This is a genomic window from Paenibacillus sp. USDA918EY (assembly GCF_009870825.1).
GTDB classification, from domain to species: domain Bacteria; phylum Bacillota; class Bacilli; order Paenibacillales; family Paenibacillaceae; genus Paenibacillus_AQ; species Paenibacillus_AQ albilobatus.
Map to the genome: position 1 here is coordinate 289,310 of NZ_WTWY01000006.1, position 25,933 is coordinate 315,242.

The window sequence follows — 25,933 nt, forward strand, 5'->3', positions numbered from 1 at the left end:
CCATTATGATTTAAGGCCGGTTATGCCTGTACCAAACCCGAGCCCGCAAATACGCCGAACACCGCTTCCTGCAGCGTCATGCCGCTGGAAACCGCCGCATAGGAAATGCCGCGCTCCGAGGCGATTTTATGAAGCTCGTTCCGGTACAGCTCCAGCTCCTCACGGTAACGTTCAAGCACGCGGCCGGTGATCGCAACCTCCTTGCCGGTGTTCAGCTCGCTGTCCACAAGCCGCAAATCGCCGCTAAGCTCCGGATCGATTTCCTCCGGCGAAAGCACGTGCACCAAAACAACTTCCTGACCGGCGCTAGCCAGGCGGGAAAGCGCGTTTCCGGCCTGTTCGGCGCCTTCGGCAAGCCAAAAGTCGGAAAAAATCCAGGTCATTCCTTTCAGCCGCGGCATCGCCCCGGGTTGAGCGAGCGCAGCCGCAAGGCTGCCTTCCCCGCCCGAAGGCATGTCCTGTAAAAATTGAAACATCCGCAAGGCCGCTCCTTTTCCCCGCAAAATGGGCAAACGGCCGTCCAGCCCGTCGCTGTAGCAGCTGACCGCCACCCGCTCGTATGAACAAAGCGCAATGTAACCGATGCTGGCTGCAAGCCGTTTCGCAAAAAGCAGCTTGTTTTCTCCCGCCTTGCGGCTCGGATTCCCGTCCGATCCGAACGCGCCGCCAAAGTCCATCGAAGCCGAACAATCCACGTAAAGGCTCACCATCAGCTCCTGTTCGTCCATAAACTGCCGCACAAACGGTTTTCCGGTCCGGGAATAGACGCCCCAGTCAAAACGGCGGATGTCGTCGCCGGGCGTATAAGAACGGTAATCGGCAAATTCCAGGGAAGAACCAAGCCGGCTGGAACGCCGTTTGCCTTGAAGCGTGCCCGCCACTCTCCTGCCGGAACCGAGCGTAAGCCTTTCAAGGCGCGCCATCCAGTCCGAAGGCAGCAGATGGGTGCCGGTCATGGCCGCCCTCCGAGCGCCTGCAGCATCTCCCCGATGATCTGATCGGTCGTGACGCCGAGCGCCTGTCCCTCGAAATTCAAAAAGATCCGGTGCCGCAGCGCAGGCACGGCTACCGCGTTAATGTCGCTTTGCGCCAAATGCATTCTTCCCTGACAAACCGCCCGCACTTTGCCGGTCGATATGATCGACTGAATCCCGCGCGGCCCGGAGCCGAAACGCACGTATTTTTTTACGCCTTCCGGCGCGGAAGCCTCTTCCGGATGCGACATCATGAGCAGTCTGGCGGCATAATCCAGCACCTCGTCCGCAACCAGGACTTCGCGCGCCCCATGCTGAATCTCCAGAAGCTCCTCCGGTCCGGCCTGCTTCGCGATCGACGGCGCCTGATTGGAGGTTGTCCGTTTCACGATTTCCTTCAGCTCGTCGGCGCTTGGATAAGGCACGAGGATTTTGAGGAGAAAACGGTCCAGCTGCGCTTCCGGCAGCGGGTAGGTTCCCTCGTTTTCGAGCGGGTTTTGCGTCGCCAGGACGAAAAAGGGATTGGGCAAACGATGCGTCTCGCTGCCGACCGTCACCGTTTTTTCCTGCATCGCCTCCAGCAGCGCGCTTTGCGTCTTGGGCGTAGCGCGGTTGATTTCGTCCGCCAGCACGATGCTGCTGAACAACGGCCCGCGCTGAAACGTCATGCCCGTCTCGCCTTGCTTGCCGAACGACAGAATCTGGGTCCCCGTAATGTCGCTCGGCATCAAGTCGGGCGTAAACTGAATGCGGGAGAAGGACAGCTCCAGCGTGTCGGCAATGGTGCGGACAAGCATCGTTTTCCCGAGTCCCGGAATTCCTTCCAGCAGCGCATGACCGCCCGCAAAAATGCACCAAAGCATTTGTTCGACGACCTCCTGCTGTCCGACGATGACTTCGCCGATTTGGCCGCGTACCCGCGCAATCGTTTCTTTCCAGGCCTCAGGCTGGATGATAGTTTCCTGCATTCTTCATGCTCCTTCCCGTTGTTCCCTTCTCGGACCAACATGGTCATGCCGCGGATGGCCGCTTTTAACGCTTTCAGGCGGCATCCGCATGTTTGAACGCGGCAAAAGGCTTGCCTTACCGCTGCATCGCTTGATCGAAATATTCCGGACAATAGCCTATAGCTATATGAACTAGCGTTATGGATTCGGGTTAATCCCCGTAAAATAACTTTCGACGAGGCTCTGCATCTGCTGCGGCAGCTCCTGCCGCCCGAGCGATTTTTTGGCTTCGGATTCGTATTCCTTATAGACTTCCTCGTACGGACGGCTCGCTCCATCCACGGCCGGCGCTACGCCGCCTTTCTGGATCGTTCCGCCCTGGCCTTGCAGCGGCCCTTTGTCGTTTTGTTTGTTGCCGCTGCCCGCGAACTTGCGCGGCGTTTTGACGAAGTTTTGCCCACCGGCGCCAAGTCCCGCTCCGGAGCCTTGCCCCATACCCGAGCCGCTGCCGGTGCCTGTGCCGGTTCCCGCCCCGGCGCCGCTTCCCATCCCGCTGCCGGAACCGTTTCCTTGCCCGGAGCCCTGCGCTCCGCTGCTTCCCGGGGAGGCCTGGGCGCCGTCTTCCGCATCGCCTTCGTCCCCCTCAGCCCAAGCCAGCTCTTCGGCGCTGCCTCCGCTTGCCCAGGCATCCGACACCTGCATGCCGGAGGCGGTCATTTGCGAAGCCAGACCCAGCCCTTGCGAAGCCAGCTGCGAGCTCAGGCTGGAAGCTGCGGCCGATTGGCTCGCGGCTAATGCACGGGCCTCCAGAGCCTTGGCAAGCGCCTCCTCCAGATCGTTCAGCGCCTCCTCCGCCTCCTTGTCTTTCGTTCCTTCGGCAAGCGCCTTTTCGGTCTTTTTCAAAGCGTCTTTCAGCGCTTTGGTGTCCGGATTTTTATCCGCTTCTTCGGCCAATTTGCTCAGCGCCTCCCGCAGCTGTTCTTTTTGCTCCTTCGAAAGCCGCGCAACCTCCCGCTTGAATTGCTCCATCGACTTCTTTAAATCCTCCGTCTGTCCTTCCGCAAGGCTTTTGCCCAGGGAGGACATCCTCGGATCGTTTTGCATCCTTTTCCCGAGCTCCTTCACGTTCCGCACGGCCGCTTCCTGCTTGGCCGCCGTTTTTTCCATTTCCTTCATCGTTTTTTCAAGCTCGGCCAGCGCTTGTTCCGGATCCTTTTGCCGTTCCAGCTTTTTTTGCAGCGCTTGAAGGCTGTCTGTCAGCGGTTTTTTCGCGGAAGGGTCGAGTTTTTGCGTCTCAAGCTGCTGCACGAGCTTTTCCGTTTTGTTTTTCTGGTCCTGAACCCACTCTTTTTGGCGGGCGGCTTCGGCGAGCTTGGCATCCATCGGGCTGGGAATCAGCGCAAGTACGATCACCCCGATGAACAGCAGGCTGGCGGCAATCATCATTTTTTTATAGCTCGGATGCGGCAGCCTGTTCTTCAGCTCGGCGACGAATCGTTCCCCGTATGCTTCCGCCTGCTTGCGCTGCCAAACGGCCGCCGGAGCGTCGGAACCGGAAAAAGCAAGCGCCGTGACCATCATGTCGGTCCGCTCGGCTCCGCCCGTCGCCTCATCCATGGCCTGCGCGGCTTCATGGTCTTTTACGCGATGCGCAAGCCCCCACGCCATCCCGGCGGCCAGGCCGGCGATCACGGCCGCCAGCGCCAGCAAACGGTACGATGGAACCGGCCATAAACGCGCCGCCAATAAAACCAGCATCGCGCACCCGAAACCTGCGGCGCTCCCGTACAATGCGGAGCGCAATAACCGAAACTGCTGCAGCCGATATTTCGCTTTTCCGATGGCGTTCCGAATGGCGTCCATTCCGTTTCCCTCCTTTCTTGCCGGGCTTGGCGAGGACGGCACGAGGCCTTCCTGTCCGCCAGCCCTTGCCTGAAAGCTCCTATCGAATCTTTAAGAAGGATCGCTCGCGCCCGTTTCGACGGATGGAGCCTTGTATTCCTGATTTTTATGCTTCCGTCTTGCCACCGGACGAATTTTGCGGATGCTGATCCATAACGAACCGATGATGACCACGCTGTACACCAGCAAAAATTCCTGCCACAGCTGGATCGGCGCGTCGGCGTTCAGGTTGCCGTTCCGAACGAGGAATGCCCCCTTCGAAAAGCCGGGGTCGAACAAACTGACCAGCGCCCCCGCCGGATTCAGCCCGAGAATGTAGCCGACAAAGGAATACGTCGGCCCCGTTGCCGGCGACGGCATCGAATAATAGCTGCGCTGCACGATGCTCATCACGAACAAATAAAGCAGCCCCGTCAGCAGAAAAATGCACAAACCGACGCCGTAAGTGACGATGACGGAAATCATCGTACGCTTGAACAAGGTTGAAAACAGCACCCCAAGCGAACCCAACAGCAGCATAATAAACAGATAAAACAAAAAGATGAAAAGCATCTGTTTCAGCGAAATGCCGCCGTACAGGAACACGATGCTGTAAATCGGCATGGTCGCCAGGATAATAAGCGTCATAAAGCTTAAGGAGGAAAACAGCTTGCTCAGGATGATCGTGGATGAGCTTTGCTGCGTCGTCAGCAGCATGCTCAGCGTTTGCTTTTCCCGTTCCCCGCTGATCACGCCGGCCGTAAGCGCCGGGGCCATAAACGCGATCAAGACCAGCTGGGTAAAGCTCAGCACGTAGAACATCATGCGGCCGGCGCCCGAATTAAAAGGCTGGTTCCCCTGATTGCCAAGATAAAGCGAAACGTAAATGTAACCAAGCGCGATCACCCCAAGCACCAAAACGTATGCGAGCAGGGAAATCGCCGACCTCGGGGTCCGCATGCGCAGGCGGAATTCCTTGTCGAGCACCGGATTGATCCATTTGCGGCTCCAGTTCATTCGGCAGGCCCTCCTTTCGTAATCTCGAGGAATACGTCCTCCAGGTTGGTTTGCGCTTCATGGAAGGAGATGACGGCATATCCCCAGGACAGGATGCGCTGCAGCAGCTGCGCCTGTTCAGAATCCCCGCCGCCATAATGAACGTGGATACCGGTATTGTCGGAGAGCACCGCAGAAACGAGAGCCTCGTCCTGCAGACGCGCGGCCAGCTCCTCCTGGCGCTCCATGACGCGGACGTGAAGCACTTTTTTGACGCGGAGGCGCGCTTGAATGTCGGCGACCCTGCCCTGCGCCACCATTTCCCCATGCTCGATGACACCGATCTCATCCACCATTTCCGCCAGCTCCGGCAAAATATGCGAGGAAATGATGATCGTTTTGCCCATCTGCTTCAGTTCTTTCAAAATTTCGCGCATTTCGATTCTGGCCCGCGGGTCGAGACCGGAAGCCGGTTCATCCAAAATCAGCACCTTGGGGTCATGGATCAGACATCGCGCGAGGCATAGACGTTGTTTCATCCCCCGCGAAAGGCTGTCGACATAGACATCGTGTTTGTCGCTCAAGTTCACCAGCTCCAGCAGCTGGGGAATGAGCTTTTCGCGCTCGGCGCGTGGAATGTTATAGCTCGCTCCGTAAAAATGCAAATATTCCGTCGTTTTGAGCTGATCGTATACGCCGAAGAAATCCGGCATATACCCGATCCGTTTGCGCACTTCCTTCGGATGCCGGGTGACGTCGAAGCCGTCCACCCTGGCCACGCCGGACGTCGGCAGCATCAGGGTCGCCAAAATCGACATGGTCGTCGATTTCCCGGCGCCGTTGGGGCCGACGAACCCGAACACGGTCCCTTCGGGAATGTACAGATTGATATCTTTCAAAGCGGCGAAGTTGCCGTAACGTTTGCTTAAATGCTGAATATCGATCATCGTTTTACCGCCCCCTCTACGGCAAGCTCGGGCAGCATAAGTTCCGTCGCTGCTTTGGCCGTCAGCTTCAGGCGGATCCGTCCTTGCGAAGCGTACTGGTCGTTCGGGTTCGCCGCGCCCCACGGTTTGGAGGTATCCCATTTCATGAGTTCCCAATCCTGCTTTTTGTAATTGAAAATATGATACTCCGTTTGTTTGCCCAAATTTTTGCTCCGGAGCTTTATTGCGCCGTCCGCCATCTTTTTCAAATCCGGCACGTCATAGTCGAACGTGACGCTTCCCTGCTCGATATGGCTGATTCCGGAAGGATCCTCGTACCAGCCCGGCGCGGCGATCTGATTGACGACGGGCGCAATGAACCCGAACGGGATGTTTATTTTGCCGTTTTGGATCCAGCTGATGTTGACAGGCTGCAGCCAAAGGTTCAGCTGTTCGCTTTCGATGTCGTGGCTGTCGCTGCGGTATTGAAGCAGTTTATCGTTGTTGAACCCCAAAACATAGGCATCTTGGGAAGTCCATGCCGACCCTTGAAGGTAATTGTCCACCATGCCTCTCTCCCGGGCATAGCGGTCATTTCCGTTCGGGTAACCATGGAACAGCGCGAAGCTGAGCATGCCGTTCCGGGCTGTTTGGACGCTTTTGACCGACGCCAGGGAAACGGCTTTCCCTTTCTCCATATCCCCCAACGGGTACAGCTTGCCCCCTACAACGAGAGCGGCGTTTTTCAAGCTTGTCGACGTCGTATTGGTTACTTTCCCGTCGAGATTGCCGTTGCCGTTAATGAACAAGCTCACTTCAAGCCGGCCCAAACCTTCGTTTTGGCGGCGCTGTTCCACCCAAAGCTTGGCCAGAGACCACTGCGGCATGTCAAGCAGCTCGACTTCGGTGCTTTTCGGCCCGACCTCAACCAGATTGCGGCTGCCGTCCGATCCGGAGAACGTCCCTCCATCGCGCTGGATTTTCACGTACGTGTTGGCGGGAAGCTCCAGCCGGTAATCGCCGCTGCCCGGGGAAAAAAACGCGGTCGCGCTTTTGACCTTGCCCAGCCCGTTCCCGTCCAGTTCTACGACGTTCAGCGTGTGCGCAAGCTCCTTCGTTTTATCCGACGCGCCGACCATGTATACCGCACCGCTGGCAATGACCGCGACGAGAGGAATGATCCACCATGCCCATTCCCGTTTGTCGGCTTTTTTCAGAAGCCAATAGAGCAAAGGCGCGACAACGATGGCGTAAACCACGATCAGCGAGGCCAGAACCTTGAACGACGGCATTTTAAGAGAAGGGAAAAAGTTCAATATATAGCTCAGGTTCATCAGCGGATTGTAATTTCCGGTCATCGCTTTCATGTTGTTTTTTTGCAGCTCGCTGCCAAGCAGCGCGGACCACGCGTACGGATGGCCGGGCCACGAAGCGATCGGCTCCTGGGCCACATCGTAGGCGGCATACAACACTCTGCCGTTTTCGACTTGTCTGCTTGCAAACAGCGGTTTCCCTGCGGTTGAATAGAGCACCGTCGCCCCCTTCACCGGCTGGGCGTCGGACAACGTAAGGTTGCCGTCCAAATTCAGCTTGCCGGGGCTGCCTTTGGCGTTCCCCTGCTTGTAAGCCCCCAGCTTTTCCAATTCGGGCAGCGATCCCGCACTAAAGGTGCCTTTATATTCGACCGGCGAAATGGCGGCAAAAGGAGCAGCCGTTTTCGGATATGCCGCACCGCCCCCAAGCACCAGCCGTCCCTCCGTTCTGACCCACTGCTCGATCGCGGTAACCTGCGCCGGAGTCAGGGAATCGGATGCAAAACGATTGAACACGATCACGTCCAGCCCGTCCATCAGCATCGGGTCGGTTGGCATGTCCTGCTGCTTCATATGGAGTACGTTCACTTTCGTATTGCCGCTTGGCAGCAGCGCAAGGAAATTCATCGCATCCGGGTCCTCGGACAGGACGGCGACGTTCGTCGGATTCATGCCGGCTCCGGTGATATAGCTTTTTCCGGACGAAAAGCCGACAAGATTTCCTTTTTTGACGGATCCCTCATAAAAAAGGATTTGGTTGCTGTTTTTGTCGTACTGCTGCCCCGGAATGGCCAGAACGATCTCTTTGGCCGTATCCTTCGGCAGCTCGACATGCTGAACATAAGACGCCGGGCTGTTGCCGTACCGGTCCTGCATCACTTGGAACACGATGTCCCCCGACAGGTCCCGATTGCTCGTCAACGTCAGCTTTAATGGATTCCATGCTCCTTCTTTAATCGTCCCCCCGTATCCTGCTTCGCTTTTTAAGGCAATGGACGGCTTGTCGTCGGCGTGCACCGTGCCTGCGCCGGAGACCAGCGGAAGCAGCAGCAGCAACGCGATTGCCCATAAAGGCAGCCTTGTCCGCCTTTTCTTGTCACATTTGTTCGAAGACAACATTTCTGCTCCTCTCTCATCATGGTTTTAACATGCGTTTATCTTTTTTGACAAAATCCCCACATATTAAAGACGCTTGTTTTCGCCATTTCACTTCAATATTTTTAAAATTTTCCTAAAAAATTTCGTCCGGACGGGAAAAATCGCTTCGATTTATGTTGGATGGTCTCTGTTCCCATACGTTCAAGCGACGAGGTTAGTCACGATTCCTGACTCTCTCCGTAAAGCATGGAGCAAACCTCAGGCGGGACTTATTTGATGCCGTTTCGTGCTTCTAAGGTGTTTGAAAAAGGAGGGGTACAAGCTGAGATGATTTTAAAAAAACCTGCTTCGGGCGGAAGCAGGTTTGTTCGGGTTGATGTTTCGTTATATAGAAAAGTCGAATTTAGCCGTTAAATACGACGGTTTTGTTTTCATGCACCAAAATCCGGTCTTCGATATGCCACTTGACGGCTCTCGCCAATACGACGCGCTCGATAGTGCGGCCGATCCGCTTCAATTCTCCGACATCGTCGCGGTGGCTGACGCGCTGCACGTCCTGCTCGATGATCGGGCCGCCGTCCAGCACCTCCGTGACGTAATGGGCGGTCGCTCCGATGAGTTTTACGCCGCGCTCGTAGGCTTGGGCATAAGGTTTGCCGCCGACGAAGGCCGGAAGGAAGGAGTGGTGGATATTGATAATCCGGTTACGATAGTGCTCGATAAAGAACGGAGAAATGATCTGCATATAACGGGCCAAAATGATAACGTCGATGTCGCTGCCGACGACCTCCAGCTGACGTTTCTCCGCTTCCTGCTTTGTATCGGGCGTTACCGGAATATGATGGTACGGTATGCCAAACGACTCCACGTATTCTTTCATGTCCGGGTGATTGCTCACAACCACCGCAATGTCGGCGTCCAAATCCCCGGCCTGCCACTGCCACAGCAGCTCAACCAGGCAGTGGTCCTCTTTGGAGACGAAAATCGCGAGCTTTTTCTTGCGGTTCACATCGAATATGTTCCACTGCATGCTGAATTTCGTCGCAATGGCCGCAAATTCTCTTTCAAGCTCAGGCAATCGCTGCTGCAAATCCGGCAGATCGAATTCGACCCGCATAAAAAACATGCCGCCTTCCGGGTCCATCGTATATTGGTCGGATTGAACGATATTCGCCCCGTGCTGATGAAGAAAATGGGAAACGGCCGCTACGATTCCCGGTCCGTCCGGACAGGAAATCAGCATACGCGCGCGGTTGGCATGTGCTTGTGATGTATTGGATGCATTTTTCTTGACGTGTAGTTCCATGAAGCTTCTGCTCCTCCTCGTTCTCACTATAGTTATCTTTTTATCTTTTTATTTCAACGCTTCTTTGCCGGCAAGGCAGGCGATGAGCCGCTGGTTGATTTGCTCCTCGCTCAGGTCCGGGAACAGGTTCGCTTCGGCGATCATATCGTATAGGCGCTCAAGCGGTTCGCGCGAATCGGCTTTTTTCGCTTTGGCGTCATTTTTAAGCAGCGACCATACGTCCAGAACGTATTGGCTCGGCTGGATGTCCTGTTTCGCGAAAAACGCGTGCAGATCCTCCACCTGTTTCATAAAATCGCCGCCAAAACGTTCGGAGACGTTGCCGCGAAGAAGCGCGATTTCGATTTCATACATCGGACGCTGCGTTTTGGCGTCTTTGCCGATCCAAGGCGTTTCGAGAATAAACGGTCTGCCTGCCAGTTTCTCGTGATGCACGACGGAATGGATCGTATCGAAACCGATCCATCCCGAACCGATCGGGGCGTGACGGTCTTTTCCCGCTCCGCGCGGATTTTTGCTGTCATTGATATGCACGACGCCGATCCGGTCCAATCCGATGATGCGGTCGAACTCTTCGAGAACGCCGTCCAAGTCGTTTACGATGTCGTATCCCGCGTCGTGGATATGGCATGTGTCCATGCAGATCGTGAGACGGTCATTTTTGTCAACCTTCTCGATCATGCTGGCGATTTCCTCGAAGGTCCGTCCCATTTCCGTTCCTTTACCGGCCATGGTTTCCAAAGCGATATGAACTTCCGTTTCATCGGTACCGTTCAGCACCTCATTGAGGCCGTCCGCAATCCGTTGAATACCGTATTCAGGGTCTTTATCGGTATAGGCTCCCGGATGGAGAACGATATTTTTCACGCCGATGGCATGCGTGCGGCGAATTTCCTCCTGAAGGAAGCTGACCGCAAGTTCGAACGTGTTCGGCTTGTACGATCCGAGGTTGATAATGTAAGGCGCGTGCACGACGATTTCCTCAAAGCCGCTTTCCTTCATCAACTGCTTGCCTTCCTCCAGATACATCGATTCAATCGGTTTGCGGCGCGTATTTTGCGGTGCGCCGGTATATATCATAAACGAGCTCGATCCATAGCTGCTGGCTTCGTTGGTTGCACTTAACAGTCCCTTGTCCGAAAAGGACACATGAGAACCGATTTTTAGCATAATTCATCCCCCTCAATCGAATTAACCCTTATTTTAGCGTGAATGCTGAAATAAATCTAGGAATGCGTTATAATTCTAGGAAGGTTAAATGAAAATCGAAGATGAGTGTAGAGGTGAACCACATGCACAGTTCATGGGGCGTGAGGCTGCTGTCCTCATCCATGCCTTCCGATATGTTTATGGATTCCATCATGTTATGGGCCGTCATTCTGCTGATCTTGATGATGATCGGCGGATATTTCATGATCCGTAAATTTTTGAAGGTGCTCCCGAAAAACGACGGAAAATCCAAGCTTGATTGGCAAAATCATTGGGTTGAGTCCAGCCGCCATCTATGGACGGACGAGTCCAAGGAATTTTTGGAGAAACTGGTCAAGCCCGTGCCCGGGCCGTTCCGCGATATCGCCAAGCACTCCATTGCCGCCGAAATCGGCAGAATCGCTTTGGAAGAAGGCGCTTCGGAAGTGACGCGCGACCATTGCATTAAAGGGTATATCTCCGCGACGCCAAAAAGGGACAACAAATTCCTCGTCGCTTTTCTCAACAAAAACCAGATCGACTACAAGCCTTACGAACATCTGATGCAAAAGTAGCTTCTGAGCATACAAACGAAACAAGCCCTCCGGCAGGAGCATCTTTCTTGAAGAAACGACATCATTTCTTCAATTGAAGCCTATGCCTGGGGGCTTTTGCATACTCTGCTTTGAGTTTTTTAACTTAGGAGATTTGATTGTTAAAACAAGGAGGTTATAACGCCGATGAACATTGCCATTTGCGGCGGTACGGGCTTTATCGGACAAGCGCTGACCGAACATTTGCTTCGCCGGGGGCATGACGTGACGGTCATTTCCCGAAACCATGCGCCTGAAGAACAAACCGGAGCGCGTCGCCTGACATGGGATCAAATCAAAGCCGAACCGGAACTTCTGGAAGGAACCGGGGCGATCGTGAATTTGGCCGGGGCTTCGCTAAATCAGCGCTGGACGCCAAAAGCCAAACGGAGCATCATGGACTCCCGTTTGACCACCGTCCTTGCCGTGGCCAAACTCGTTCAAGCGCTGCGCGAGAAACCGGCGGTTGTCGTTCAAGGATCCGCGGTCGCCGTTTACGGTACCTCGCTCACCGAAACCTTTGACGAGGACAGCCCGTCCCATGTCGTCGATTTCCCCTCCTCCGTCGTCAAAGAATGGGAGGATGCCGCCGATGAGATTTCGGGCGTTCGGCTGATCAAACTTCGGACCGGCGTCGTGTTGGGCAACGGCGGCGGAGCGTTTCCGCTGATGAAGCTGCCGTATATGCTCGGATTCGGCGGCCGCATCGGCAACGGCAAGCAGTGGGTGACCCTGGATTCATCTTCATGATATCGTTCGTTTGATCGAATACTGCATCACCCAACCCGATATCAGCGGGCCGGTGAACGCCACGGCTCCGGAGCCGGTTACCAACAGCATGTTCGGACAAACGGTCGGCCAAGTTTATCGCCGCCCCCATTGGTTTCCGGTACCGTCGTTTATGATGAAGGCCGTACTGGGGGAACTTTCCCTCATGCTGTTGAAGGGACAGCGGGTCATCCCGGAAAAGCTCCTGACCCACGGCTTCCGTTTCGAGTATCCGACATTGAGGCAGGCCCTTCAGGATTTGAAGGAGCACTAGGCGGAACGGAACGTATAATGCCCCTTGACGATGACGAACGTGTCTCCGTCATGAAGCGAATATTCCTTATAAGGTACCATCGCTTCCCCTCTCAGCCGGGTCCCGTTTTTCGAGCCGAGATCCTTGATCCGGAATGTCCCGTCATCGCCCCGGCTGAGCTCCACATGCGCGCGCGATGTTCCAACGGAGGATTCCACGTATTGCGATACTTCCGCGGACCGGCCGATAACGAAATGCTGCTGCTTCAGCTCGATCCGTTCGGAGCCTGTTCCCCCCTCCCCTTCTCTGAGCAAATAACCCAAAGGAAGGGCAGCTATGGATACAGAATGGCCGCCGCCGGAAGCCGGGGGCGGGTTTAACAGGACGGTCGCTCCGCCTCCCGGCTGCAGGATTTCCGTTTTTAGCCCAATTCGGCCGTAATACTCCCGCTCGTCCGTATCCGGATATGAAAGAACATCCGGTTCTTGCGAGTGGTTTCGTTCGCCACGGCGCAGGGCCGGCTCTTCATGGCGCAAGTTCGGCTCACCACGGCTCAGGCCCGGCTCTTCATGGCGCAGGTTCCGCTCACCACGGCTCAGGCCCGGCTCGCCGCGGCTCCCCGTTTGTTCGGAAACGTCTCTTGCTCCGAAGTGGCGTATACCGTTATCGTTCTTATCGGCGGCATCCTGCGAAGGAAACTTCCATTTCCATTCCGGTTCGGGATCTTCCTCCGGTTTTCCCAAACCTTTCTCCCTGTTTTTTCTCCCGGTTCTCAAAAATCCGGTAAATTGCTCCACCTCAAAACGGGAACGTCCCTGACGAGGTTTCGCGGAGAGCTCAACCGAACCGAAATCAGGCAGTGCCTCGAACGGAACGGAATCCGCCTCCGCCTGTTTTGGGGCAAAGAGCTTGCCCATCCAGCTCATGGCTGCAACGATCCCCAAGATCACCGTAAGCGAAGCGCATAGAATCAGCGTCCCTTTACCCGGATCCGCCATGTAAATCATTCGCCACGCAATCGCCGCGCCAAGCAAACAACCAAGCGCAATGTACGTTTTGCGGGCCGATGCCGACTTTGCTTTCTCCTCATCGTCCTCTTTCTCTACCTCCGCTTCTTGATCTTTACGGCCCCAGCTTTTCAGGAAGTCAGGGTACGTATCGTCGTTCCGGCCTTGATCATGGAGCCTTGGCAAGTAAGATTCTCCGGCAGGAGGAGCCCCGCTGCCAACGGTGTTTCTTGCAGCCGAAGCTTCGGTGCGTTCCCTGCGGGGCTCAACGGCCTGCAACGGCCTGGCCTGCTTTTCCTGCAGACGGGAAACGGCACCCGACTGCGGCCGCGAAAGAGACCCCATGCTCGGCGCCAAATGTTCCTCCCTCCCCAAACGGCCCGCGTCTTCCCTGCGGAAAGGTTCTTGAATCCGATAATCCCGCTGTCCGGACGTCGCGACACTTTCGCTTCCGCCGCCGGAAGCTTGATCGCCTTCCCCGGATAAAAGGCCAAGCAGCAGCTTTTTGAAACCTCCCGGTGTAAAATCCTCGGATGCCGTAAACTGCAGCAGCTGCTGCACGCCGCTGCCGCTCAGTTCGGTGACGGAAGCCATAAACCGGGTAACCAGTTCTTTTAAGCCCTCCTTGATCGGCTTCAAGCCTTCCGTCCGCTTTAAAGGAATATAGGTCAGATATAACGTCCCTTCTTGCAGCGACCCGTCCACGAAAATGTAGTCTTCATCCAACACGTATTTAAGCGGCTGCAGCATGTACATCGCGCTTTCCTCCAGCGCTTCGGCCACCTGCAGCAGCAAACCGTAATATTCCGTCATGTTGATCTTTTCGCTTCTCAGCATATGGGAGAGCATCTTCTTTTCGGTGATGTCATACCACAGCGTGACCTGAAGGTCGACTTCTTTTACATGAAGGGGCAAAAAGCGCGGAATCCGCGAAGCAGCGATCATCGACGCCTCTACCTTGCCCAGTTCGTCCGAACGGATGCCGGCGCGGTCGGACAGCACCATATAAGTGCCCCCTTGTTGCATAAAATCACGCGATAAACCCATCATTTCAGTTCACCTCTAGCCGATGGAATACATGCAGGCGATCGCATAGCCGGGAAGGACGGCTATCATAAAGGGAAATCGGAGCTGCTGCTCTTTGCCTGCCGTTAGAGAACGGAAACTTTTCAATATAAAAAATCCGGCCAAATTTCGTAACACGTTCCGCATTCTTTGCATCGTCTCCCGTCTCCACAATAAAATCAGGAAGCCGATGACCCCGGCGCAAAGAACGGAATAGACGATGCACTGGACGGTTAGAAGCAGCCCCAGCCACGCGCCAACCCCGCCGAAAAACTTGACGTCTCCCGCTCCGACCGCTCCGATCAGATGCATGAGAAGCAGTAGAATAAATCCCGCCGCCAAACCTTTGATCGAAAACAACAGTCCTTGCAGTCCATCCGCTGCCGTATGAAACAGGATACCGCCAAGCATTGCCGATACGGTCAGCCAATTCGGAATTTTCATCGTGCGGATATCCGTGACAAACGCCGCGATGACGATCATCGCACAGCCCCAGATTGCAAAATCTACCATGTTTGAGCATTCCCCCCTCTTTATTTAGACCGCTTTTGCCGCTTGGACAAACGAACCGGCCCTTCGTTTATCCTTTGACGACCGTAAACATCACTTCCATCTTTTTGCCGTCCGATGTAGTAATCACAAACGGCCACGTGCCGGGCGTCGTATTCGTTCCGACGAACCATTCCCATTCGACATACCCTTCGGCATCCGCCTGTTTGTCCCCGAGGTATTTCGCCGTGCTCTGGCCGCTTTTATAAAACACGGCCAGATTGGCCGACATCCCGGGCTCGATTTTGGCGCGGACCTTCGCTTTTTTTCCGACGTAAGCCGGGTCCGGCTTTTCAAGAATGGCGATTTCGGTTCCGTCGGAGCCCTCACCGTCCCCTGGGTTTGATCCTTCTTCCGTTTCCCCGATCCAAAGCCGTTCCTGCGCTTTCGCTTGAAGCACGATTTTTTTGTTCAATAACGGCACCTTCATCGGCAGCTCGTAACTGACCTCGATCGCAAAATAAGGATCGGTTCGGGTCCGAAGGTTTGGAATTTGGATATTCGAGACATGAATTCGTTCATAATCGAGCAGCCGGCTTTCCATATATGGCTTTAGAATCGGCTTCACGACCGGGTCAAGAACAGCCTCGGCAGCCTGGTTTTTCAAATCCTGAAGCGGTTCGTCGGCCTTGGCGGCCGCGTTCGCCATCCATTCGTTCAAGGGCGGGGGCAGCGTGTCCGTGTACTGGGAAGCCCACTCGGATAAAGAAAGCTTCGGGATGCTCCAGCTTCCTGCCGACTTCTTGCCGTCTTCGCCTTTGTCGGGCGTTTTTCGTTCGATGGCCAAAGCAACCGGGTACATATGGGTCGATACCGTTTTTACCGTATCGGACACCGTGCTTTGCAGCGCGGTCGATACCAACGTCATTTGCACGATATATATAAGGAAAAGCACGAAAAAGATAAACATCGGCATCACCAGGGATGCTTCGACGACCATGCTCCCCTGCTCGTCCCGGGCCGATCGGGCGCTCCCGCGCCACGTGCGTTTTATCCATCCGCCGCTAGTAAGAATAATCCGCTTGTTTGACCGCATAATATCGGTTTCCTTCCACTTCGTCCGAACCACCCCCGGCTTTCCCGATCATTTTCATTACGCCGGGAAGAAACCAAAGCCGCATGCCGATCTTCACTTCCCCCGAGGCATACGTGGCCCTTTCCGCCGGGTTGATTCCCGTATTGAACCGGATCAGCGCCAACATGCGCGACATCTTCTTCTCATTGTTGCTGTGAATCAGCAGAAAAAGGCGAAGATGGTCGCGATAGGTCAATTTCACTTTGATGTAGCTGGACAACTCGACCGAGCCCGTGGTACACAACGTAATCATGTCGGCGATCGCCATTTCGACGCCGTAGAGCAGAGCGGCGGCGAGCACAAGCAGCGGATGGCCGAGACCGCTGTTTTTCACAAGCCCTTCCATCGTGCGGATGGCCAGCCTGGACGCGAAAATTTCCGCGTAAGCCGCCGAGATGTTGCCTACAGGGTTGTGGAACCCGTACACGATGTATTCCAGCTCCTGGTTCCGGATGCTTAATTGATTCATGGCGGCGTCTCCCAAATCCGCGTTCGGATTTGCAGCGGCTTCTTTCAAACAGCTGATGTCGAAATGATTGAAATACATGGCCGCGTATTCATTTTGAAGCAATTCATCCTTGACGCCGGACATCATTCCCCCCAAGGCGCCGTACAGCCCGTCCATCCCGTTCATCGCCGATTTGCCCGCGTCATAGGGATCGTCGTCCAAATCCGCTCCCCGGGTCTCCCCTTCGGCGGCCTGCTTATTAAAAGCGATGCTTTCGTTGAAGTAGGTTTGAACCGTTTGATATTCTTCCATATAACCCTTCGCCTTTTGATCCAACTCGTTGATCCGTTCCAAAATCTTCGCGGCCTCTTTCAGCTTGGCTTTGCCTTGCTTTTCCTTTTCCTTCCGTTCCTTGTCCGAACCCCGGTGCTGTTCGAGCAGGGCCGCTTCCTGATCCAGCTTGTTGGCTGAACCCGATTCGGCATACGTTTGCAAATAACCGTCAATGTCGCCCCGTGCGGCAATAACTGTGCTTTTCATGCCGCTTGAGCTGCCGTAAAGCCCCGACGCGCCCGCCAAAGCCGAGCGGGCCGAGGAAAGGCTCTGGTCGACACGCCGGTATGCATCCCGCTGGCGGCCTATCTCTTGCTTCAAATCGCCGAACAGACTCTCGCTCAGCAGCAGCTGGTCGGTTTGCCCGCGCAATCCGCGGATGGCCGCCGAGTCGTCCCCGGACGTTTCGGCAGCCTGCCCGGGAATGATGCTCCGCGACACCTCGTCGTAACCGGCGCTTTCGGCACGGTGTTCGGAGGCCGCAATCACTTCCTTCATTCTTTCATTCAAGTCGAAGGCTTCCTCCCAGGCTTGGTCCGCCTCCTGCAGCAGCTTGACGTGACTGTCCGCCGCCGAGCTTTGTTTGGCGCCGAACCGTTTCATGACGTCCGCCGAGTCCGACAAATAGTCTCGGATCTCATCCGCGTATTGCGGCTCCTCGTCTTCGCTACGATTCGCGTCTTCATTCGCTTTGCTGACGTAATCGTCGTATTGGGCCGCGATTCCCGCCGCCGTCGTTACCCGCGAGGACCCGAGGGATTCATTCGATATGGACGTGGAATACAGTCCCATAAGAACTCCGGGGATGCCGCCCGCGCTTTGGGAAGCCTGTCTCTGCTTGGCCAGCATCCGGTCGAGCGCCGCCTCCCGCTTGTCGTACAGCTTTTGCAGCTTCCGCAGCACGTCGACCGTATCGGACGCTTCTTTCATCGAAGAAGACAACGGCTTCAGCTTGCTTGTAAGCTCAAGCGTAAAATCGATCGGCGCCTTGTATTTCATCTCCTCCCCGATTTCGCGGTTGAAAATTTCGTAATCGCCCAGCATCCGATCCATCTGCAGCCCGGAGGTATCCAGTTCCATCGGCAGCAGATCAAACCGGTCGCTCCTTTTCCCCTTTTCCAAACTGCTGTTCAATACCCCCGCCATGATCCGGTCCCCGCTTTGTTCCCCATAGGCAAACAAGCCGTAACGCTCCTGCAGCTCCACATCGTAGGAAGACATGACGGAACGAACCGCGGCGCGCACCAGCCGCTCGCTTTGTACCTTCATCGCCGCGATGCGGGCGTAATCGATAAAAAGAGCGACAAATGCAAATATAAAGGCAAGGATCATGATCAAAAACACGGAAACCGAACCGTTTTCCCCTTGTCTTCCCAACACCTGCTCCCACCTCCTTCCGCTACTTCCCCGAAGACCGGAATTGATCCAGCACCGATCCGACGCTGCCTTGATCCATTTTGCCGCTGTCGCCGCCACCTTTGAATTTCGAAGCGTAATACCTCATCAGATCCACGGTCCGTATGAATTCGACAGGTTCCGCTACCACCGACTTGGCATAAGTCTTCGCATCCGATCCTTCTTCGAGCAAGACGTCCAGCGGCGGAAGCGTCAGCATCCGGGCGAGGTCCACCCTCACCGCCCGCTGAAGAACCGTGTTCTTGTAGCTGATCTCGCCCGTCATCTCGGGCGGCACCATGCTGCCGGAACGGTTCATTTTGACGATCGGAAGGGCTCCGCTTCCGCCGGTTTTTCCGGGAAGCTTGACGATGTCCGTTTTCTCCGTTAACCCGCTCCAGCCAAACAGCGTCCCAAGCATCCCGTCATCGCTCAGTCTCCAATACAAGGAATCATGTTCTCCCTTGGCCACCCGGCCGGTGGCCGCCTGCTTATGGCTGTTGTCCCAGCTGTATGCCGCCCGCTCCGCCACGGCGGAAGCCGTCTGGTGCAGGAAGCTCTGCTGATAAACATACAGGCAAAAAAATACGAGGATCATCGTGACAAACAGGACGATCGGAAGGACGAGGGAAGCCTCGACCGTAAAACTTCCCTCGCTGCTTTTAAGAGGATTAGTTGTCCGAAAAAACTTCATCGCTTTTCTTATCCACTTTCGTCAACAGCCGCTGAACGATGCGGAGAAGCTCCTTCCTGAACAACAGCGCGATAATAATGATGACCGCGATGATCAAAATCATCTCGAGCATCCCTAGCCCATCTTCCCGCTTCCAAAAATCCTTTGCCTTGCTCCATGCGAACGTCAACATTGCCTCATTCCTCCTATAAATTCATCATCATAAACGCAGGGGTTCCGACAAGCACGATGACAATCATGAATATGACGACCATCGGGAAAATCAGCTTGGAAGAAGCCTGTTCTCCCCGCGTTCGCGTAATGGCCTTCCGCTTTTCCCATAAGACCCGGGACAAATCCGTCAACGCCATCGCGAAGTCGTTGCCGCCCCGTCTGAAATTAAGCAGCACGGTGGTCGTAAAAATCGAAACCTCCTGCACCGCGCAGCGTTTGCTGAAATTTTCGAAAGATTGTTGAAATGAATATCCCCCTTCAAGGTCATCCGTCATCTTGATCAGCTCGCGGTAGAGCGGATGGCCGGTTTCATGCTTCTTCTGCTCCACGCAGCGGATGATCGCTTTCTGGACCGTTTCTCCCGCCCCGACCAGGAGGACGATCTTGTTCAGCAGCTCCGGAAGCTCCATCAGGATGTCATGGTCCCGTTTGACGACCTTGCCGTGCATATCCTTGATCATGGCGGCAGGCAGAAGCACGGCCATCGCCCCGCCGATCGCCAACCCGGCAGCATCGCCCATGGCGACCGTCAACAAACAGCCCGTCACAAGCAAAAGCCAGCTGTAACCCATCATTTCCCCAACGTACAACAGCGTCATTTCGGCGCTGTGGCGCTGCCCGTTCAGCTTCTGAATCGAACGCTGGATTTTGAAGAAAAACAGCGGGAACCGGGACATCAGCTTCAATCGTTCCAAAATGAACAGCATCGGAGGAACCAGCTTCTTCAGCCGGATCCCCTCCATTCGGAGCTTGGTCACGCTCCGGTATTTCGCGCCCCCGATCCGGTTCAGCACCACCCAACCTCCCGCCAGCAGAACCAGCATCACGACCGCAAGCAGCTTCATATCCTCACCCCGCTCAAATGTTGATGTTCATGATTTTGACGATCCAAATCAAACAGCCTGCCAGCCCAAGCAGGGCAAACGTCGAAATGATCATCCCGATGCCGCTGAACATCGGCGTCATGTAATCGCCCGAGGTCAGGTTCATGAATACCAGCATCAAGACGGGCGCGGCAAGAAGCGCCTTCGACTCGAATTTTTTCTGGGCCACGAGGACGGCGATTTCCTGCTGAATGTCGAGTTTTTCGCCGATGATGGACGAAGTTCTGCGGATCACCTCCACCAGATCCCCTCCGGTCCGTTTGCACGTAATGAAGACATCCGCAAAATTCGTAATGTCCTCCATGGACGCCCTGCGGCTGAAATCCCTCAGCGCGTCTTCGATCGGTTCCCCATATTCCAAACGCGCGCAAATAATGGACAATTCGGTGATCAAATCGTTTTCGGCATCCGGATCCAGCATCCGCAAATCGGAAATCGCCTCCCGAAACCCGTTCTCCACCGACCGGCCGGCGGACAGCGAGGATGAAAGCGAGTAAAGGGCCTGCTTAAAATGCACCTTCAATGCCGCACGTCTGCGCTCAAGCATATGTCTCCTCCAAAATTTGGGGACAAGCAAACCGCCAAGCGAAAGAACAAGTGCCATAAACCATTGATGGTAAAAGAGGTAGCCGATGCCGAAAAACACGAGGGCCCCCGACATGACGCACGCCGCCCGCTCAAACCTGCCAAGCACGTACACGCTGTAATCGGGCAGCTCCTTCCTCAAGGCCGGCTTAGCCTTGGGGCGGCCGCGCATGCGGCGTAGCATGCTCCCGCCGCGGATCCCGACCGCGTCCCCGCCGTGGCTGTCCCGCCCTTTGGCAACATGTCCCGATTTCATACGGCAGCCTCCTTCGCCTGCGCCGGCGGATCGTAAGGAATCCCGGCCATGTTCAGCTTATTCCGGTTTTGCAGCGGCTCTTGCGGCTTCAATACTCCGGTTACTTTGCCATCCTTTTCTCCCGTCTCCATGAATCTGTAGAGCGGGTGAAGAACGACCTCGCCGTTTTCCATGCCCGCCACCTCGCTGATTTCCACAACCCGCCGCGACCGGTCGCGCAGCCTGCTTAAATGGACAAAAATATCGATCGCCGAAGCGATCTGCTGACGAACGACCCCGATCGGCAAATCCGCCCCGCTCAGCACCATCGTCTCGAGCCGGCTGATCATATCCCGCGTGCTGTTGGCATGCCCGGTCGACAACGAACCGTCATGTCCGGTGTTCATCGCCTGCAGCATATCCAGCGCCTCGCTCCCGCGCACCTCGCCGACGACAATCCGGTTTGGCCGCATCCGCAGCGAAGAACGGATCAGATCGCGGATCGATATTTCACCCCGCCCTTCCGTATTGGCATTTCGCGTTTCCAGCGACACGAGGTTCGGCACGGTCACGATCTGCAGCTCCGCCGAATCTTCGATCGTAATCACCCGTTCGTCAGCCGGGATGAACTGCGACAAAGCGTTCAAAAAGGTCGTTTTCCCCGAACCCGTTCCCCCGCTGATAAAAATGTTGTATTTGCCGGCCACCAGCTTTTGCAAAAACAGCGACGCGTCCGGGCCGAGCGCCCCCCGCCGCACCAAATCCTCCATCGTCATCGGCTTTTCCGGAAACTTCCGGATCGTCATCGTCGGCCCTTTGAGCGCGATCGGCGGCAGGACGATATTGACGCGGGAGCCGTCCTTCAGCCTTGCATCGACGATGGGCGACGATTCATTGACGACCCGGTTCACCCCGGAAACGATCGCCTGGATGATGTCCTCCAGCCTCGTTTGGGATTCGAACTCGAGCGGCAGCTTTGATATTTCGCCGTTTTGTTCAATAAAAATGTCCCGATGGCTGTTGACCATAATTTCCGTGATCGCCGGATCGTCGACGAGCGGCTGCAAAATGTCGAGCCCGCGGAACGAATCGTAAATGCGCCGGATCAGCTTTCTTTTTTCCGTCGCGGTCAGCTCCAGCAACTCCCTGCGGCTGAACACCGTCCTCTCGATGAATTTCATCAGCTCGCCGTTGTCGAGCGCGGACGTCACGTCCAGCCCGGAACGGACCTCCCCGCGCAGCTGCCTGAACAGTTCGTCATCCATATGCCTTCACCCCGTTTCCTTTGACCAAATCCTCGCCAAGCAGTGCCCGGCAGAGCTTCAATATGTCGCGCTGAAAAATCGGCGAGCTCAGCAGCAGCTCTTCGTTATGGTTTTGCTTCCAGGACGGAATGTAGGGAAGGACGCCGTCAATTTCCCGAATGATTCCCGGAGGCGTATTGGCCAAGCTGCCGACAAACCGGTTGACGATAAACCGGCTTTTGCCCATCGCGGCATCAAACGCTTCGGGATCGCTTCGCTCCAAAAAGGCCAGCTGCTCCCCGCTTTTGTACATATGGATCCGGTCGTCCAGCAGCATCCAGATTAAATGTCCGCATCCCTCGATGACGGCGGCCGTCCGCTCGTTCATTCCGGTGTCCGTGTCGGCGATGACGACGTCATAGCCCCCGGCGCAGGCTATCCGTTCGATCAGGCCAAGCACGTCCGTTTTGCTCAACTGAAGGATTTCGTTCCGGTTCAGAACAGGCTCAAACCAATCGCATTTCATCGCCGGATGGCTTACCGCGAACGGCCCGATCGGCACGGCCTCCACGCTTTTCGTTTCCTGGGCCGCCTTCATTTCATACAGGAGCCTCGGAAGCCCCTGGGCATCCTCCGCTTTCCGGTCCGGCCTGGAAAAAACGGCGCTGCTGTTCATCGCCTCCAGGTTCAAGTAAAACACCGATAATCCCAGCCCTCCCAACTGCTTCGCCATATTGGCCGCAGCCGTCGTTTTGCCGCTTCCGCCTACCGCGGAAACAAAGCCGATCGTGACTGCGCCTTCCCCTTTCTGGACCGTTGATCCGGGACGCGCCTTTTCCCTGAAGCAAGCCTGCAGCATATCCTCGCATAACGCCGGAAGCGGCTGATATTTAGCCACCTCTTGGGGCGTTCCGCCGCTTAGGCCAAGCACCCTCCAAGAACAGATCCCCCCTCCTTCAAGCCAGGGCGAAAGGAGTTCGCGGTCCCCGACGACCAAATCCGGGCGATTTTCGCCGTTCATGTATGCCAAAAAAGCCTCCGGCTTCGTGAATCCGACCATCCGCAATTTGCTCCCGTATTCGCTTGCATGCACGTAATGAAGCAGCGGCTCCAAATATTCCGGCTCGCTCACGGCCAGCACTACCGTATACGGCACCATAAGCCTCCCAATCCCCCATTCCAAACCAAGAAATATCCAGCGGCGGTTTAAAGCCGACAAACCGCAAATAGCGGAAGTTTCGTCGCTCTAACCGAATGCTTAAACCCATATCCGACACTTGCTTCATTTTCGCGAACAAGATCAGGCAAACAAAAAAACACCGCTTAACAACCGCTACGTGCGGTTGTCAAACGGTGCTTCCGTTATCGGCTTCTATATTAAACTCGTTCACGATTTGCAAACCTGACTTCATTAGGAATTTACCATATTCTGCAGCAAAAAACAATACAAAATGTGTAAAATATCAACAATTCATGTAAAATGGGCCGGCCGACTCTTACAGAAAACGTTTCTTCAACTCGGGCGTCGGAAGCAGGCACTGCTCTTCCTTGCCGAACCAGCGATACCGATTGCGGGCGACGTAACGGTACAGCCGGTCCCGGATCGGCGCCGGCACGATGACGAATATACACAACAGGGGCCATGGCATCCTTAACTGACGGAAAATCCGCAGCACCGCGGCCGAACGGACGTAATAGCGGCCGTTTTCGATCAGGACCACCGTATCGATCTCGTCCGCGGGCATACCGCCTTTCGTCAACAGTTCGGATCCGATTTCGGATTGCAGGGAAGCAAAGCGGAACTTCGCTTTAGGGTCGCGCTCTATGATGAAACGCGTCAATCCTTGGCATAAATGGCAGACCCCGTCCACCAGCACGATGCCTTCGCTGCCGCTTTCAGGCGCGCGTTTTGTTTCCATGTCTGGCACCTCCTGAAGCTAGTATCCTCCGTATTCCCCTTGAAATCAAGCGAATCGTCCCTTTTTGGCGAAAAAGAAAAAAGCCCGGGTAGCTTCCCGCGCCTGTATCTCGGTTCGACAGCTTATTTGGCCAAAGCTTTATCGATCCATTGGTTTTCTTCGATTTGCTGTTCCAGCTCGCCTTTGTAGCTCTCGATGCATTTGCAGATAAAATCTTTGCGGCATACAGGGCAAGGCGTTTTTTGCAACCGGCTGATGTTTGTCATTTTCCATTCCGGAAAACGGCTATAGAACACGCGGCACACTGTTCCGTCAGCCAGGTTCATGATGAATTCGTACAATCCGCTTTGCTCGTTGCTGCTGGCTTCCTTCATGTTCGCAATCACTGGTCTGTAAGACATATGCATCACCCGTTTATATAAATTTCTGAATCAAGTACCTAGACATATTAAAGAATTTTAAACTTCATGTCAATAAAAGGTTGCGTCACTTCCCCCGCCGATATTCCGCATGTATATGGAAACTCCGGCGGGAATGCGGTCCGCCCGGCCGCGAAGCTTTTTGGTAATTTTTAGCCTCGCAAAAATCGGCACGCAAGGCCCGCCTTCGCTTTACTCCCTGCATGCCCATATCCATGGATCTCTATACCAAAAGATCGAACCCTCAAATGAATAGCAAACCGGCGGAATTACAAGACTAAACGCAACAAGGTGCGTGATATCCGATGAAGAGCTGGACCAAACCCAAAAAACGCTCCTCGCTCACCGAAATTAACCATTCTCTGGAGGTACCGCATCGAGGCCCGGCATTCCGGAAATTTCTCGCCTTCGTCGGTCCCGGCTACCTTGTCGCCGTCGGTTACATGGACCCGGGGAACTGGGCGACGGATATCGCCGGCGGCTCCCGTTTCGGTTATTCTCTGCTGTCCGTCATTCTTTTTTCCAATCTGATGGCGGTGCTGCTTCAATCGCTTTCCAGCAAGCTCGGCATCGTGACGGGTCATGACTTGGCGCAGGCCTGCCGCAGCCAATACAGCAAGCCGGTTGCCATCGGGCTGTGGATTTTGTGCGAATTGGCGATCGCGGCCTGCGATTTGGCCGAGGTGGTCGGCTCCGCCATCGCCCTGAAGCTGCTGTTCGGCCTCCCGCTGCTGTACGGCGTGCTGATTACGGCGCTCGACGTTCTGCTCATTCTGCTTTTGCAGCATCAAGGATTTCGGGCGATCGAAACGCTGGTTATCGTGCTTGTGGCAACGATCGGAGCCTGTTTTGCCGTTGATTTATGGCTGGCCAAACCCCATATGCAAAGCGTCCTTTCAGGTTTTATCCCGACGCCCGATCTGGTTGCCGACCACGAAAAACTGTATATCGCCATCGCCATTCTCGGAGCCACGGTGATGCCGCATAACCTGTACCTTCATTCCTCCATCGTGCAGACCCGCCGGTATGAGAATTCCGATCAAGGCAAGCGCGAAGCCATCCGCTTCTCCGCTTGGGATTCGGCGATTGCGCTGACGCTCGCCCTTTTCATCAATGCCGCCATCCTGATCGTCTCGGCCGCCACCTTCCATCAAGCCGGCATGACGGAAGTCGCCGATATCAGCGATGCGTATGATTTGTTGACGCCGCTGGTCGGGACCGCGCTCGCAAGCATTTTGTTTGGGGTTGCGCTGCTCGCCTCCGGGCAAAACTCGACGCTGACGGGCACGCTGGCCGGGCAAATCGTCATGGAGGGTTTCCTGGACATCAAGCTGCCGCCCTGGCTTCGCCGGCTGGTTACGCGGCTGATCGCCGTCATTCCCGCCGTTATCGTCACGATGGTCGCCGGGGAGCAAGGAACCGAAAAGCTTCTGATCTTAAGCCAGGTTATTTTGTCGCTCCAGCTCCCGTTTGCGGTCATTCCGCTCGTCCAATTCACCGGAAACAAAAAAATCATGGGCACATTCGCCAACCCTCCATGGATGGCTATACTCGCCTGGTGCGCGTCCGCGGTGATCGTCGTTTTGAACGCGTTTCTTATTTACCAAACCTTTGCAGGGTGACGA

General features: G+C 55.4%; 22 protein-coding genes and 1 pseudogene. 3 read left to right on the top strand and 20 right to left on the bottom strand.

What is annotated here, in order from left to right; translation table 11 throughout:
* Positions 1 to 20: 20 nt before the first annotated feature.
* The 8 genes from GQY55_RS15320 to GQY55_RS15355 all read right to left on the bottom strand — a co-directional run bounded on the left by GQY55_RS15320 (position 21) and on the right by GQY55_RS15355 (position 10,611).
* Positions 21 to 956 (bottom strand): DUF58 domain-containing protein, encoded by a 936-nt coding sequence (locus GQY55_RS15320; protein WP_160042735.1) that lies wholly within the window; start codon positions 954 to 956, stop codon positions 21 to 23.
* Complete coding sequence (locus tag GQY55_RS15325; protein WP_160042736.1) at positions 953 to 1,942, bottom strand: AAA family ATPase; 990 nt, start codon at positions 1,940 to 1,942, stop codon at positions 953 to 955. The genes GQY55_RS15320 and GQY55_RS15325 overlap by 4 nt, the downstream gene beginning before the upstream one ends.
* 177 nt (positions 1,943 to 2,119) lie before the next feature.
* Positions 2,120 to 3,784 (bottom strand): phage tail tape measure protein, encoded by a 1,665-nt coding sequence (locus tag GQY55_RS31815; protein WP_160042737.1) that lies wholly within the window; start codon positions 3,782 to 3,784, stop codon positions 2,120 to 2,122.
* A gap of 90 nt (positions 3,785 to 3,874) precedes the next feature.
* Positions 3,875 to 4,819, bottom strand: a complete 945-nt coding sequence (locus GQY55_RS15335; RefSeq protein WP_160042738.1) for an ABC transporter permease — start codon at positions 4,817 to 4,819, stop codon at positions 3,875 to 3,877.
* Positions 4,816 to 5,745 carry an ABC transporter ATP-binding protein gene (locus tag GQY55_RS15340; protein WP_160042739.1) on the bottom strand — a complete coding sequence of 310 codons (930 nt, stop codon included), beginning with the start codon at positions 5,743 to 5,745 and terminating at the stop codon, positions 4,816 to 4,818. Before GQY55_RS15340 ends, GQY55_RS15335 begins: the two co-directional genes overlap by 4 nt.
* On the bottom strand, positions 5,742 to 8,153 hold the full coding sequence (locus tag GQY55_RS15345) for a DUF7408 domain-containing protein (protein WP_160042740.1): 2,412 nt from the start codon (positions 8,151 to 8,153) through the stop codon (positions 5,742 to 5,744). The genes GQY55_RS15340 and GQY55_RS15345 overlap by 4 nt, the downstream gene beginning before the upstream one ends.
* A 385-nt stretch (positions 8,154 to 8,538) precedes the next feature.
* A complete protein-coding gene (gene purU, locus GQY55_RS15350; protein ID WP_160042741.1) occupies positions 8,539 to 9,441 on the bottom strand; it encodes a formyltetrahydrofolate deformylase in 903 nt (300 codons plus the stop codon).
* Positions 9,442 to 9,489: 48 nt separating this feature from the next.
* Positions 9,490 to 10,611: a deoxyribonuclease IV gene (locus GQY55_RS15355; RefSeq protein ID WP_160042742.1), complete on the bottom strand. Its 1,122-nt coding sequence runs from the start codon at positions 10,609 to 10,611 to the stop codon at positions 9,490 to 9,492.
* A gap of 122 nt (positions 10,612 to 10,733) precedes the next feature.
* Between GQY55_RS15355 and GQY55_RS15360 the strand changes: the two genes are divergently transcribed.
* Positions 10,734 to 11,204 carry a DUF2621 family protein gene (locus tag GQY55_RS15360; RefSeq protein ID WP_160042743.1) on the top strand — a complete coding sequence of 157 codons (471 nt, stop codon included), beginning with the start codon at positions 10,734 to 10,736 and terminating at the stop codon, positions 11,202 to 11,204.
* A gap of 165 nt (positions 11,205 to 11,369) precedes the next feature.
* Positions 11,370 to 12,264: pseudogene (locus tag GQY55_RS15365) on the top strand (TIGR01777 family oxidoreductase).
* Here the strand turns inward: GQY55_RS15365 and GQY55_RS15370 are convergent.
* The 12 genes from GQY55_RS15370 to GQY55_RS15425 form a co-directional block, all read right to left on the bottom strand.
* Positions 12,261 to 14,255 carry a DUF6382 domain-containing protein gene (locus GQY55_RS15370; RefSeq protein ID WP_160042744.1) on the bottom strand — a complete coding sequence of 665 codons (1,995 nt, stop codon included), beginning with the start codon at positions 14,253 to 14,255 and terminating at the stop codon, positions 12,261 to 12,263. The pseudogene GQY55_RS15365 and the gene GQY55_RS15370 overlap by 4 nt on opposite strands.
* A gap of 57 nt (positions 14,256 to 14,312) precedes the next feature.
* Positions 14,313 to 14,828, bottom strand: a complete 516-nt coding sequence (locus GQY55_RS15375; RefSeq protein ID WP_160042745.1) for an A24 family peptidase — start codon at positions 14,826 to 14,828, stop codon at positions 14,313 to 14,315.
* Between the two features lie 67 nt (positions 14,829 to 14,895).
* Positions 14,896 to 15,900: a TadE/TadG family type IV pilus assembly protein gene (locus GQY55_RS15380; RefSeq protein WP_306434056.1), complete on the bottom strand. Its 1,005-nt coding sequence runs from the start codon at positions 15,898 to 15,900 to the stop codon at positions 14,896 to 14,898.
* Complete coding sequence (locus GQY55_RS15385) at positions 15,869 to 18,100, bottom strand: hypothetical protein (RefSeq protein ID WP_160042746.1); 2,232 nt, start codon at positions 18,098 to 18,100, stop codon at positions 15,869 to 15,871. Before GQY55_RS15385 ends, GQY55_RS15380 begins: the two co-directional genes overlap by 32 nt.
* Before the next feature lie 19 nt (positions 18,101 to 18,119).
* Positions 18,120 to 18,809, bottom strand: a complete 690-nt coding sequence (locus tag GQY55_RS15390) for a TadE family protein (protein ID WP_160042747.1) — start codon at positions 18,807 to 18,809, stop codon at positions 18,120 to 18,122.
* Positions 18,787 to 18,981, bottom strand: coding sequence for a Flp1 family type IVb pilin (locus GQY55_RS15395; RefSeq protein WP_160042748.1), 195 nt, complete (start codon positions 18,979 to 18,981; stop codon positions 18,787 to 18,789). Before GQY55_RS15395 ends, GQY55_RS15390 begins: the two co-directional genes overlap by 23 nt.
* 13 nt (positions 18,982 to 18,994) lie before the next feature.
* Complete coding sequence (locus GQY55_RS15400) at positions 18,995 to 19,867, bottom strand: type II secretion system F family protein (protein WP_160042749.1); 873 nt, start codon at positions 19,865 to 19,867, stop codon at positions 18,995 to 18,997.
* A gap of 13 nt (positions 19,868 to 19,880) precedes the next feature.
* Complete coding sequence (locus GQY55_RS15405) at positions 19,881 to 20,675, bottom strand: type II secretion system F family protein (RefSeq protein ID WP_373309236.1); 795 nt, start codon at positions 20,673 to 20,675, stop codon at positions 19,881 to 19,883.
* 68 nt (positions 20,676 to 20,743) lie between these two features.
* On the bottom strand, positions 20,744 to 21,991 hold the full coding sequence (locus GQY55_RS15410; RefSeq protein ID WP_160042751.1) for a CpaF family protein: 1,248 nt from the start codon (positions 21,989 to 21,991) through the stop codon (positions 20,744 to 20,746).
* Positions 21,984 to 23,126: a hypothetical protein gene (locus GQY55_RS15415; protein WP_160042752.1), complete on the bottom strand. Its 1,143-nt coding sequence runs from the start codon at positions 23,124 to 23,126 to the stop codon at positions 21,984 to 21,986. The genes GQY55_RS15410 and GQY55_RS15415 overlap by 8 nt, the downstream gene beginning before the upstream one ends.
* A 340-nt stretch (positions 23,127 to 23,466) precedes the next feature.
* Positions 23,467 to 23,889, bottom strand: coding sequence for a thiol-disulfide oxidoreductase DCC family protein (locus GQY55_RS15420; RefSeq protein WP_160042753.1), 423 nt, complete (start codon positions 23,887 to 23,889; stop codon positions 23,467 to 23,469).
* A gap of 122 nt (positions 23,890 to 24,011) precedes the next feature.
* A complete protein-coding gene (locus GQY55_RS15425) occupies positions 24,012 to 24,290 on the bottom strand; it encodes a hypothetical protein (protein WP_036713108.1) in 279 nt (92 codons plus the stop codon).
* 323 nt (positions 24,291 to 24,613) lie between these two features.
* Between GQY55_RS15425 and GQY55_RS15430 the strand changes: the two genes are divergently transcribed.
* Positions 24,614 to 25,930: an Nramp family divalent metal transporter gene (locus GQY55_RS15430; protein WP_160042754.1), complete on the top strand. Its 1,317-nt coding sequence runs from the start codon at positions 24,614 to 24,616 to the stop codon at positions 25,928 to 25,930.
* Positions 25,931 to 25,933 lie beyond the last annotated feature (3 nt).